Here is an 11625-nt window from a genome sequence, read left to right as displayed (position 1 = left end):
AGAGCCTGAATCAAAAAGAGTGTTTTGATATCAACTTCTTGCGAGCCTGCGGGTGAGCAGGCGAATGTGAGCGACGTATATCCAGGCTTCTGCGGAAGCGAGGGATTTCTCCCAGTCCTTGGCCAGCCTGCGGCATCGCCCCAGCCATGCGAATGTGCGCTCCACCACCCAGCGGCGCGGCAGGACCTCAAAGCCTTTGGCTTTATCCGTCCGCTTGACGATCTCCAGGGTGAACGTGCCGATCTTTTGCATCGCGCCCTTAAGCTTCGGTCCGCATATCCGCCGTCGGCGAAGACGTGTCGCAGCCACGGCCAGCGTTCGAGAATGGTCTTGAGGGCAGCCGGTGCGCCGTCCCGGTCCTGGATATCAGCGGCGTGGACGACGAGACCGACCATCAGGCCGATGGTGTCGACAACGATGTGACGCTTGCGCCCGTTGATCTTCTTTCCCGCGTCGAAGCCACGAATTCCGCCGCTTTCCGTGGTCTTGACCGATTGGCTGTCGATCACGCCCGCCGTCGGGCTCGCTTCCCGACCCTCAGCCTCGCGCGCCGCCATGACGAGGCTGTTGCTGATGGTCCGCTACAAGCCCGCCTCACGCCAGCGATAGAAGTACTTCTGCACCGTTGAAAAGGGTGGGAAGTCTTTCGGCAGCAATCGCCACGCGCCGCCCGACGAGGCGAGGTAAAGAAGTGCGTTCACGACCTCGCGCAGGTCTGTCTTGCGCGGCCGGCCGATGCGGCTCGCCGACGGCATCATTGGCGCAATCAGTACCCACCCTGCATCGGTCAGATCGCTTGCGTAGCGGGCCCAACGCCGCTCATAATGCGCACGGGTGATTTCAGTACAGGCCATCGTGATCTCCATCGAATCTCGCAATCCGACAGAATCACAACCTGCTGAAATCACTCAACTCTTTTTGGAACGGACACTCAAGTTTGCGAGGCTGAAGCCGCGAGATACTGGGTCTACTGCCAAAGGCCGCCCAAACTTCCGATGACACCTGCCGAGCAGATTTCGCATTATGAGGAGCAGCGTCGCCTTTTTTATGTGGGCATCACCCGGGTTAGGTCAGATCTCGCTCATGGCAAGCCGGGAACACTCGTTCTCACGTATTTTCAGCAGATGCCCTTGGCGGACGCCATGCGTGCCGGGATAAATCCGGCCTATGTGAGCTACGGAAACGCCTTTTTGCAGGCCAGTCCCTATATCGCAGAAATGGACTCCAGCAGCTCCGGCGGCTGTTCCAGGATGACGACATTAGAACTGCCTGCTCTGCTACGCGGCAAACAATAGCTCCGCGCGAGTGACGACGGCTGCACCTAGTTCGCTCGATTCACGTCGTTGGAGATTAAGCCGAACCGATACGCAGCTCTCCACCGCAGCAGTCTCACCATTGGACGAATTCGTCATGACGTGCCGAATCGTCACCGAACTTCTCCCAATCTTTGTGACCGAAGACCGGATTTTGAGAATGGTTCCTGCGCTCACCTCCGCGCGAAAATCGGTCTCGGTCCTGACGTCTGCCCATCCAAGGGAGTCTTGGCGGTCATCAACATCTAAGAATCGCAAGACGACCAATGTAGCGTCGTCGAACATGGCCGCGTAAAATCGGCGGTTCATATGACCAAACTCGTCGCACATCCACGGCTGCGCGACGCCAATAAAACTATCGATCTCGTCAATCAAAATATTCCTCCCTACGAGCTGGCGGAAATTGTCGTATCATCAGGATGACCCATGCTTGGCCATTCACTCCGACACGGCTGAGTCATGGGCAGCGAAGACGCTAGCTTCACTTTGAATCGCGCCCACGCACCCTTTTCGGACTATCCGCTCCGAGTTATCCGAGAAGCAATGCCCAATCGAAACAGCGGCAAGCATCGTGAAAGGAGGCTTGCGAGTCCAAATGAGCGACGGCGGGCATGGGAATGCCTGAGCCGCGACTTAGACTCGCCCGAGGCCGAGGTCGCGGATCGCTCGCTGCCAGCGTCGATCCATATCATCCCACCGCCAAGCACCGCCCTCGCAACGCGCGGGTCGTTTTCCAATTCTGCCATTTTCGTTCGTCCTTCTGGAGATCAACGCGCAACCCAGGAATTGCGGTCAAAGTGTTACGGTGCGCTCGATCTAGAGCCGTGCGCTTTTTGCATTTTTGTGGACAAAGCTGTCGCGATAGCGTCTCCAGCTTCCTGCAGGTCGGCGACCAGGTTCTGAACAGCTTTGGCGCTGTCGCCCGATCTCACGGCGGCAATTATTTCTGCGTGATGCCGATGCCCTGAGAACGACATTGGTGTCGCCTTCAACAGGCTCAACAACGGTCCGTAACGCATCCAAAGCAATTCAATCAGGTTCACAAGTTCAGGATTTCCGCATCGTTCATACAGCGAAAAATGAAACTTGTGATTTAGTTGCAGATACGCCCGCGTCCCTAATGCGCCACGCTCCGCTTCAGTGTCCATCCGGGCATTTATCTGGGCCAGTTGATCGGCAAGTCCGTTCTCGCCGCGCTCAATCGTCATCGCCACCGCTTTGCCTTCAAGATCTGTTCGAAGGGTAAGCAGATTGCGAAGACGCTCAACGCTCGCTTCGGGAATGAAGGGAGTTCGCCTCGTCTCGGCCTGCAGCGCGCGAGCCATGACAAGTCTATTGAGGGCCTCTCGAACCGGCATGTGGCTTGTGCCGAATGCGGTAGCCAGGTCATCGAGCTTCAGCTTCTGACCGGGTGCAAACTCGGCCATCATGATTGAACGAGTTAGCTCTGCATAAACATGTTCCAAATCTGAGTTTCTTGGCCGCAGCCGAAGCACGGGAAACTTGGTCGCTGGCATTTTCACTCCTGATCTGCATGACGCGGATGTGAGCATAGCGAGGATAATTTATTTGATCAACGATCAAAAATGGTTAGATACCCTTTGTGGATATCTCGTGAAAAACGGGGTTGACACAAATTCGTTTTATTGGCAAGTTCTTTGATCAATGATCAAAAAAAGGGGCACTGGAATGTGGGAAGTTGGTATTGATGTGGGAGGGACTTTCACGGACCTCTTCGCGGTCAACAGTGCGACCGGCGAAGAGCGAACCGGTAAAGTTCTGACGACCCCTGAGGAAAGGTCGCGCGGCGTCTTGAACGCCATCGCAAATGCCGGCATCGCACCGAACGAGATTGAGCTGCTTGTCCACGGCACTACGACGGCGACCAACGCACTGATCGAGCGCACCTTCCCGGATGCTGCTTTGATCACGACGGAAGGCTTTCGCGACGTGCTCGAAATCGGCCGAATGCACCGCGAACATCTTTATCGGCCCTATCAAACCAAGCCTGAGCCTCTGATCCGTCGTCGGCATCGCTACACGATCAACGAAAGAACCAATGCGTCCGGGAAGGTTGAGAAGGAAATTGATGCTGCAGAGCTTCAGCCCATTATCGAGGCCATCGCAGCGGCTGGCATCAAGTCCGTAGCTATCTGCTTGATCAACTCCTACGCGAACCCGGCAAACGAACGTAAGGTCGCCGAAATCATCACGGCGGCGTTGCCCGGCGTGCGGGCAATTCCCTCGGCGGATGTCAAGCCGGTGTTCCGAGAGCACACGCGCTTCACGCTGGCTTCGGTTAGAGCCACGATCCTACCGGTGATGGCCGACTATTTCGAGCGTCTTGAGGCCCGGCTCCGTGAAGCGGGATTTACCGGCAATCTCATGATCCTGAAGAGCAATGGCGGGATGATGTCCGTCAACCAGGCTCGTCTCCGTGTCGAGGAACTGGTGGAGTCGGGACCTGCGGGCGGCGTCGGATATGCGTCCGAGATAGCGCGCACTGCGAGCTTGGTGAACATCATTCATACCGACATGGGCGGAACGAGCTTCGACGCGTCCATCGTCGAGGATGGCCAGGGCCTCATCACCCGCGAATATGAAATAGAGTTCGACATTCCGGTCGCAGTGCCGATGCTTGACATCCGCTCAATCGGCGCCGGTGGGGGGTCGATCGGCTGGATCGACAGCGGTGGCTCACTCCGCGTCGGCCCCATGTCGGCAAGTTCGGTTCCCGGGCCTGCCTGCTATGGGCGAGGTGGAACGCGGCCGACGATCACGGACGCAAATCTGGTGCTCGGCAGGATTAGCCCGGACCTTTCGGGTAAATTCAAACTGGACGTCGCAGCGGCTCGCGCGGCCGTAGAGACCCTTTCGTCTCAGTTGAATCTCAGCATCGAGGAATGTGCCGAAGGCATGCTTCGGATCGCGACTGAGGCTATGGCACAAGCCGTCAAGCTTGTTCTTGCTTCTCGCGGCCGAGATCCTCGCGATTTCGCGCTTGCGAGTTTCGGCGGAGCAGGACCGCTGCACGCCTGCGCAGTCGCCGAGGCACTCGGCACGCCGACGGTCATCGTCCCGAGATATTCCGGTGTTGCCTCTGCTTATGGAGCGTTGCGACTGGCAATCAAGCACGACGAAGAAGTTTTCTACTACGCTCCGCTGGCCGCCAAGGAGCTCGATGAAATCGGCCTTCGTTTGACGAACCTCGGTGACGCAGCCGTCGAAGCCCTTCTTGGGCAGGGCGCCAGCGCAGGTGGCGTGCAGGTAAGCTTCGTGATGCGCATGCGGTATGCGGGCCAGACTTTCGAAGTGGACGTCGTGCAGGACCGGGATGCTATCGAGCGACGCGACCTCGATAGACTGGCTGAGGCCTTCCACAGCGCGCACAAGAGAGAGTTCGGTGTCCGGTCGGACGATTTCCCCGTGGAGATTGTCGCACTGGCAGTGACGGCGGAAGCGCCATCACCCGCTGGCATTCTGCAATCCAGCACGAGTTCCGCGATCGGCACGCCACGTCAGGCCGAACGCAAGGTCTGGTTTGGCGGCTGGACCGACAGCCTGGTTCACGACGCCGCCGGCGCGGTCGATGTCAGCGGCCCTGCTCTCATTGAAGATCCGCACACCAGCATCGTCATTCCACCGGGTTGGGGGGCACGCTTTGACTCCGCCCGCAACTGCATCTTGGAGAGGTCATGATGGTTACCCCAATCGACCCAATCACGTTCGAAGTCCTTCGCAACACGTTCGAACATGTCTGCCGCCGCATGACGGTGATTCTGCAGAAGTCATCCTTCTCGCCGATCCTTTCGGAAAATCTCGACTTNCGATCTATGATCCCACGCTGCGTCTGGTCGGTCAGACCGCGAACTGCCCCGTTCATCTGGCGGCGATGCATTTCAGTGTCCAGGCAGTGGCGCGGAAGTTCGGCATCGAGACGCTCCGGCCGGGGGATGTCGTGGTGCTGAATGACCCCTATGACGGCGGCACCCACATCAATGATGTGACGCTGACCATGCCTGTCTTCCATGAAGACGTGCTGATCGGATTCGCGGTAAGCCGGGGTCACTGGATGGATCTTGGTGGTGGCGGCCCCGGTGGCCAGGGCTTCGGAACGCACGTCGCCGGTGAAGGGCTTCGCCTTCCCCCACTGAAGCTCTATCGCAACTATGAGGTCGATCCGGACCTTCTCGAAATCCTGCTGCGAAACACGCGCACGCCGCATTACATCCGGGGCGACCTGCAAGCCCATATGGGCGCCCTGTTGGCTGCTGAGGATGAACTCCAGGCTACTGCGCGCAAATACGGCCGTGCGACCCTGCTCCAGGGAATGGACGACATGATCCGCTACACCGAACGGATCGTTCGTGCGGAAATCGAAAAGATACCGGATGGGGTCTACGAAGGCGCCGACTACGCGGACTCCGATGGCATCACCGATGCCAAGGTCTGGGCACGCGTCAAGCTGACCGTATCGGGCTCAAACCTGCACGTTGATTTCGCGGGCAGCGATCCCCAGGTTGCTGGTGCGATCAATTCGCCGTTCGCGAACACAACCGCCGCCGTGTACACTGCTTTGCAGTTCTTCCTGGCGCCTGACGCTCCGCCGAATGCCGGCATGTTTGCGCCAATCACATTGAGCCTTCCGGATGACTGCTGGCTGAATGCGCGCTGGCCCGCTCCCGTCGTCGGCTGCACCACGGTAACCTCCGGCAAAGTGCAGAGCGCGATCTGGCAGGCGGTCGCAAAGGCTATTCCCGATCTTGCGATCGCTCCTACATGCGCTGATGCAAACTGGTTCGTTGCCGCGGTTCGCGGTGCCGGTGGGCGCATCGATGTCTTCTCGGACATCCCGGCGGGCGGCTGGGGCGGAACGCCGTACAATGACGGGCTGAATGTGACTCTGGATCCGTTGGGCAACTGCACCAACATGCCAGCGGAAGCGGCTGAGTTGCTTTACCCAATCGTCGTCGAAGCCTTCGACCTTCGCCAGGATTCCGGCGGCCCGGGCGAGAACCGGGGCGGTCTGGGCGCGCGATTCAAGTTCCGCTTTCTCAATGGCGGCGAGCTTTCGATCGAGACATCCAGAACGATCGAGGGAAGCCCCGGCGTAAACGGTGGCAGCAGGAGCCCCGTACAGATGCTGCTGCAGGAATATGGCGATGGGCGCCGCGAGATAATTGGTGGTCCAAGGCCCGATGGCACCTGGCGCTCGCCGCTTCTGTCATCCCACAAGTTTGGGCCGAACGAGGCATTCGAGTTCTTGTCCACGGGTGGCGGCGGCTGGGGTGTTGCGCGCTCCCGCGATCCCGAGCGTGTGCGCGAAGACGTGATCGACGGCTACATTTCGGCGGAAGCCGCACGCCGGGACTACGGCGTGGCGATCGACCCCAAAACTGTTGAAATTCTTTCAGACGAAACCTCCAAGCTGAGACAACAGGCATGAACAACGAAATCTTTATCACCTGTGCCGTTACCGGCGCCGGGGCGGGCCCCAAGAAGAACCCGCATGTCCCCGTGACTCCAGAGCAGATCGCGGCCGACGTCCTGTCCGTCGCCGAAGCCGGTGCCGCGATCGCGCATGTCCATGTTCGCGATCCGGAGACGACGGACGGAAGTCGCGATGTCAAACTCTATGCAGAAGTGCTTGAGCGCGTTCGTGACCGCAACAAGGACATCATCGTCAACATGACAGCAGGCATGGGCGGCGATCTCGTTCTCGACGCCGAAGATCCGACCAAGGCCGTCGCTGGCACAGATCTCGTCAACCAGAAAACCCGGCTCCTCCACGTCAAGGAGCTGCGGCCCGACATCTGTACGCTCGACTGCGGCTCATACAATGTCGGTGAAGGCAATCTGGTCTACATTTCCACGCCCGAGCAAATTCGCGAAGGGGCGGCTTTGATCCGGGGTTACGGTGTAAAACCGGAGCTCGAGGTATTCGACACCGGCCACCTTGACTTCGTCATGAAGCTCATCGGCGAAGGCGCGTTCGCCGGGCCTGCGATGATCCAATTTTGCCTGGGCGTGAATTGGGGCGCTCCGGCCACCACGACGGCAATGAAGGCCATGGCCGATGCAGCCCGCGGCGCCGACGTTGTCTGGTCCGCCTTCGGCGTTGGCCGCATGCAGATGCCGATGGTCGCCCAGGCCGTTCTGCTTGGTGGGAACGTGCGTGTCGGTCTCGAAGACAATATCTGGCTCGACCGGGGTGTTCCGGCGACGAATGTCGCGCTTGTGCAGCGTGCGCGCGAAATCGTCGAATGCATGGGTGTGCGGATTATGTCATCCGCCGCGACCCGCGATCACCTTGGATTGGGAGCAGCAGCATGAGCCCTCTCTCTGGCAAGCGCGCGATCATCACTGCCGGCGCCAGCGGGATTGGCAAGGTCGTCGCCAAGAAAATGATTGAAGCCGGTGCGCGGGTCGCAGTCTGTGACATTGATCCCGCTTCGGTTAGCTCGTTCTCCTCGGAATATCCCGAAGCCACTGCGGTCGTATGCGATGTGGCTGACCCCGCCAGTGTTCCGGCCGCTCTCCAGTCGATGCTCGCGGGATTGGGTGGCGGAGTGGACATCCTCTTCAACAATGCCGGCATCGCCGGTCCGACGGCTGCGATCGAGGACGTCTCGCCCGAGGACTGGGCGCGAACGGTCGATGTCAATCTCACCGCCCAATTCTTGTTCATTCGCGGTGTGATGGCCGGGATGAAGACACAGCGGTCGGGGGTCATCCTCAACATATCCTCGGCGGCAGGACGACTGGGCATGCCGATGCGGACGCCTTACGCGGCAGCCAAGTGGGCCGTGATCGGCCTTACCCAATCGCTCGCGATGGAGGTCGGCCAGTTCGGCATCCGCGTGAACGCAATCCTTCCCGGCTCAGTCCGTGGGCCACGCATGGAGCGAGTGATGTCCGCCCGGGCAGAACTTACCGGACGCCCGCTCGCCGAAATCGAGGCCGAGGAAGTGGCGACGATATCACTGGGTCGAATGATCGAACCTGAGGAAATTGCGGATCTGGCGGTTTTCGTCGCGTCCGACGCGGGCAGATCAATCTCGGGGCAGTCACTGGGTGTCTGCGGGAACACGGAGATACTCAGATAGAAAAAATCGGGGAACTTCAACAAAGGGAGAAGTGACATGAACGTGCTTACAAGACTGCTGATCGCCGGCGCATGTGCCGGTGCTCTAGGAACGTCGGCGGCCGCCGAAGACACGATCAAAGTGGGAGTGGTCCAGCCACAGGCAGGCGAGTGCGCTCAATGGGGCGTTCCGATCACTCGCGGTGTCCAGATCTGGGCCGAAGAATTCAACGCGAACGGCGGTATCGCTGACGCAACGGGGAAGAAGCATAAGATCGACGTAACCGGCTACGACAACAATTGCTATACCGCCGGTGATGAGCTGAACGCTTTCCGCCGTGCGATTCTCGATGACAAGGTGAGCTTCATTCTCCAGACTTTCACCCCTGCTTCACGCCAGGCCGTCGCCGAGATCACCACAGAAAATAAGGTCCTAACAACAAGCTATGGTGCTGGCTATCTCAGCGCCAAGTATCCGTTCCTCATCGGTTCGGTCACCGGCTCGCCGGCGTCGTACATGTTTCTCGTCAGCCATCTTCTGGAGAGCCGGCCCGAGATCAAGCGTGTCGCAATCGTAACGGCCGACCACTCCTTCGGCCAGGCGGCGCTTGCCTATTACAAGGCAGGCCTCGCTCCCTACCTGGATCGCGTCGAGATCGTTTACTCGCAGCCCTATGATCCGGCATCGACGTCGGACATGCTCGGTCTGGCCACACCGGTGATTGCATCCAGTCCCGACCTTATCGTCGAGCTGGGCTTCACACCTGGACAGCAGGCCCTGTTCATCGAGTCGATGGAGCAGTTGGGCTACAAGGGGCTCTACGGCAGCGAAGGCTGGACCATGGGCCTGGTAACGGAACGTGTTCCGGCTTCAGAAGTCGCTGGCCGTATCTTCAGCGCTTATGTCGTCGATGCTTCGGAGCCGAACTTCAGCCCGCGCGTGTCGGCATTCTATAAGACTTACGTCGAGAAGTTCGGCGAGAAGGAATGGTCGGCACTCGCGTCGGTCGCCTACGCAGCGATGACAACCATCGAGGCGGGGATTCAGAAGTCCTCCGATCCCACCGGTGCAGGTGTGCGGGATGCGCTTTTCGCAAGCGACACTGTGGACCAGCCTCTTTTCGGACCCTCGCGCTGGGGTGGATCGGAACTCTTCGGTGCCAACAACTGGCTGATGACCCCTCTTCCGGTCTACGTGACGGACGACAAGGGCGGTGTGAAGGTTGACGCCGTCGTTGATGTGGCTGCCTGGTGGAATGCTCACAAAGACGCAGCGCTGCCGGCACTCTCTGAAGGCGGCCAAGTCTCGGCAAAGTGAGGCTTATGGGCATAGGTGGCCGCGGACTTACCGCGGCCACTCCGACCTCTCTCAGGTGATAGACCCGATGCAAATCTTACTGAATTGTCTATCGCTCACGTCCTTTTACCTTTGCTTCGCCCTCGGTCTGGCATTGGTTTTCGGAGTGATGCGGATCATCAATTTCGCTCACGGCGAATTCTTCATGATCGGCGCGTACGCAACATATCTCTGTATTTCGACTCTCTCACCCCAAGTGGGTGGTCCTGTCGCATGGGCCATCGGCGCAATCGTTGCGGCGGCGGTGACCGGGCTCCTCGGCCTGGTGCTACACAGAACCATGGTCGTGCCACTCGGCGACAAGCCTTTGGCGATTTTCATATCGACGCTTGCGTTGTCGTATGTCATCCAGACGATTGTCGTTCAAATCTTTGGGCCCGTTGGTCTTTCGATCGCCCCGCCCGTTCGAGGCGTCGTGAACTTCGGCGGCGCCATTCTTCCGACATCGAGGCTCGTCGTCATCGGGGCGGCCGCAGTGCTGGCAGCCGGTCTGTGGATTTTCCTCATGAGGTCCGAGGCAGGTCGGCGCATTCGCGCGGTAGCTCAAAACCCGCGCGGCGCCCTCTTGCAAGGTATACGAACCGAGAAGGTGGGCCGACTTACGCTCATCCTCGGATCGTCGATCGCGGGCATATGCGGTGCGGCAATGGGCCCGATCAGCCAGATCTCCCCCTTCATGGGCGCGGGTGCGCTATGGAAGGCGTTCATCATCATCATCGTTGGTGGTATTGGCAACATCTGGGGTGCGGTCGCTGCTGCTGCCATTTTCGGTTTCCTCGATACCCTCATGTCTCAGTTCGGTGCCGGTCGTTTTCTCGCTCTCACGAGCGCGGCAGTCATGCTGTTCGTCCTGAGTGTTAAGCCATCGGGCCTGTTCGGGGAGAAGGAATGATGAGTGCGTTCCGACGCGATTTACTGACCGTGTGCGCACTGGGCGCCGCGCTTGTCGTCGGCGGCCTCCTCGGCAGCAACTACATGCTTGGTGTCCTCGTGCTCTTCGGCATGACGTCCATCCTGGTGCTGTCGTATCGCACCATCACGACAATGGGAGGTTGGTCGTTCGCGCATATCGCCATCATGGGGATCGGCGGCTATTCCGTCGCAATCCTTACGAAGCCGCCATTCGACCTGCCGGTGCTCGTGGCGATCGCCGCAGGGGGTTTGTTCGCGGCGCTATTTGCGGGGCTGCTGTCCTACCCCGTGCTTCGGACCCGACAATATTACTTCTTCCTGTCGACCTTTGCGGCGGGAGAGGCCCTGCGCCAATGCTTCATTCAATTCCGGGAAATCACTGGCGGCACATCGGGCATCGCCTTCATCGAGCGACCCGAAATTCTGCCCAACCCGTCGTCGACGCTGGAGTTCCTATGCCTGGTGGCTGCTGTGCTGGTCCTGCTGGGCATCTTCTACGCGTCACTGGATGCCTCCGACACGGGATTGAAGATCAAGGCTGTCGGCGAGGACGAGCCACTATCGTCGTCAATCGGGATCGATGCCTGGGCGTTGCGCGCCTTGGCGTTCATACTTGGCTCATTCGGCGCCGGAATAGCCGGAGGTTTATTCGCCACTTACAACGGCATTGTCTCGCCGTCGGACATCAATGCCATGCTGATGTTCAAGGTCGTCGCGGCCTGCGTGATCGGAGGCACGTCCCGTTTTTCCGGTCCAATTCTCGGACTGTTGTTTCTTACGCTGATCGAAGAAACTTTCAGATTTGTCCCTGAGTTCGTTCCGATGATCTGGGGGGTGCTTGTCATCATCGCGATACTCTTCGGACAATGGGCGCGTGGCCGCCTCATGGCCTGGAGGACTAAGAATGCTTGAGGTCAACAATATAAGCAAGATCTTCGGCAGCTTGAAAGCGGTAGATG

General features: G+C 59.2%; 10 protein-coding genes and 1 pseudogene. 8 read left to right on the top strand and 3 right to left on the bottom strand.

Going from position 1 to position 11625, the window contains the following annotated elements; genetic code table 11:
* Positions 1-30 precede the first annotated feature (30 nt).
* Positions 31-854, bottom strand: a pseudogene (locus X773_RS75860) (IS5 family transposase).
* A gap of 141 nt (positions 855-995) precedes the next feature.
* Here X773_RS75860 and X773_RS72305 point away from each other — a divergent pair.
* On the top strand, positions 996-1295 hold the full coding sequence (locus X773_RS72305; RefSeq protein ID WP_023680671.1) for a hypothetical protein: 300 nt from the start codon (positions 996-998) through the stop codon (positions 1293-1295).
* Here the strand turns inward: X773_RS72305 and X773_RS72300 are convergent.
* Together X773_RS72300 and X773_RS72295 are read right to left on the bottom strand one after the other, a co-directional pair.
* Entirely contained in the window at positions 1278-1688 is a 411-nt protein-coding gene (locus tag X773_RS72300; RefSeq protein WP_023680670.1) for an acyl-CoA thioesterase, read from the bottom strand. The two genes, X773_RS72305 and X773_RS72300, sit on opposite strands and share 18 nt — an antisense overlap.
* A gap of 425 nt (positions 1689-2113) precedes the next feature.
* Positions 2114-2830, bottom strand: a complete 717-nt coding sequence (locus X773_RS72295) for a GntR family transcriptional regulator (RefSeq protein WP_084641862.1) — start codon at positions 2828-2830, stop codon at positions 2114-2116.
* A gap of 148 nt (positions 2831-2978) precedes the next feature.
* Between X773_RS72295 and X773_RS72290 the strand changes: the two genes are divergently transcribed.
* The 7 genes from X773_RS72290 (at position 2979) to X773_RS72260 (ending at position 11578) form a co-directional block, all read left to right on the top strand.
* Positions 2979-5012 carry a hydantoinase/oxoprolinase family protein gene (locus X773_RS72290; protein WP_245274876.1) on the top strand — a complete coding sequence of 678 codons (2034 nt, stop codon included), beginning with the start codon at positions 2979-2981 and terminating at the stop codon, positions 5010-5012.
* Positions 5013-5205: 193 nt separating this feature from the next.
* A complete protein-coding gene (locus X773_RS72285) occupies positions 5206-6759 on the top strand; it encodes a hydantoinase B/oxoprolinase family protein (protein WP_023680667.1) in 1554 nt (517 codons plus the stop codon).
* The gene (locus tag X773_RS72280) at positions 6756-7646 is read left to right on the top strand and encodes a 3-keto-5-aminohexanoate cleavage protein (RefSeq protein ID WP_023680666.1); all 891 of its coding nucleotides are present in this window, start codon (positions 6756-6758) and stop codon (positions 7644-7646) included. The genes X773_RS72285 and X773_RS72280 overlap by 4 nt, the downstream gene beginning before the upstream one ends.
* Entirely contained in the window at positions 7643-8419 is a 777-nt protein-coding gene (locus X773_RS72275; RefSeq protein WP_023680665.1) for an SDR family oxidoreductase, read from the top strand. Before X773_RS72280 ends, X773_RS72275 begins: the two co-directional genes overlap by 4 nt.
* Positions 8420-8455: 36 nt before the next feature.
* Positions 8456-9715, top strand: a complete 1260-nt coding sequence (locus X773_RS72270) for an ABC transporter substrate-binding protein (protein ID WP_023680664.1) — start codon at positions 8456-8458, stop codon at positions 9713-9715.
* A 67-nt stretch (positions 9716-9782) separates the two neighbouring features.
* The gene (locus tag X773_RS72265; protein WP_031213290.1) at positions 9783-10646 is read left to right on the top strand and encodes a branched-chain amino acid ABC transporter permease; all 864 of its coding nucleotides are present in this window, start codon (positions 9783-9785) and stop codon (positions 10644-10646) included.
* Complete coding sequence (locus X773_RS72260) at positions 10643-11578, top strand: branched-chain amino acid ABC transporter permease (protein WP_023680662.1); 936 nt, start codon at positions 10643-10645, stop codon at positions 11576-11578. The genes X773_RS72265 and X773_RS72260 overlap by 4 nt, the downstream gene beginning before the upstream one ends.
* Positions 11579-11625: the final 47 nt, after the last annotated feature.

The organism is Mesorhizobium sp. LSJC280B00, assembly GCF_000502835.1.
Classification (GTDB): domain Bacteria; phylum Pseudomonadota; class Alphaproteobacteria; order Rhizobiales; family Rhizobiaceae; genus Mesorhizobium.
Note: the sequence above shows the minus strand (reverse complement) of the source record. Positions and strands in the feature narration are given on the sequence as shown.

Bases quoted from the DNA above. Each gene is read 5' to 3' on its own strand.
- X773_RS72305 (WP_023680671.1), top strand. From the start codon at position 996: ATGACACCTGCCGAGCAGATTTCGCATTATGAGGAGCAGCGTCGCCTT.
- X773_RS72295 (WP_084641862.1), bottom strand. From the start codon at position 2,830: ATGCCAGCGACCAAGTTTCCCGTGCTTCGGCTGCGGCCAAGAAACTCA.
- X773_RS72290 (WP_245274876.1), top strand. From the start codon at position 2,979: ATGATCAAAAAAAGGGGCACTGGAATGTGGGAAGTTGGTATTGATGTG.
- X773_RS72285 (WP_023680667.1), top strand. From the start codon at position 5,206: ATGCATTTCAGTGTCCAGGCAGTGGCGCGGAAGTTCGGCATCGAGACG.
- X773_RS72280 (WP_023680666.1), top strand. From the start codon at position 6,756: ATGAACAACGAAATCTTTATCACCTGTGCCGTTACCGGCGCCGGGGCG.
- X773_RS72275 (WP_023680665.1), top strand. From the start codon at position 7,643: ATGAGCCCTCTCTCTGGCAAGCGCGCGATCATCACTGCCGGCGCCAGC.
- X773_RS72270 (WP_023680664.1), top strand. From the start codon at position 8,456: ATGAACGTGCTTACAAGACTGCTGATCGCCGGCGCATGTGCCGGTGCT.
- X773_RS72265 (WP_031213290.1), top strand. From the start codon at position 9,783: ATGCAAATCTTACTGAATTGTCTATCGCTCACGTCCTTTTACCTTTGC.
- X773_RS72260 (WP_023680662.1), top strand. From the start codon at position 10,643: ATGATGAGTGCGTTCCGACGCGATTTACTGACCGTGTGCGCACTGGGC.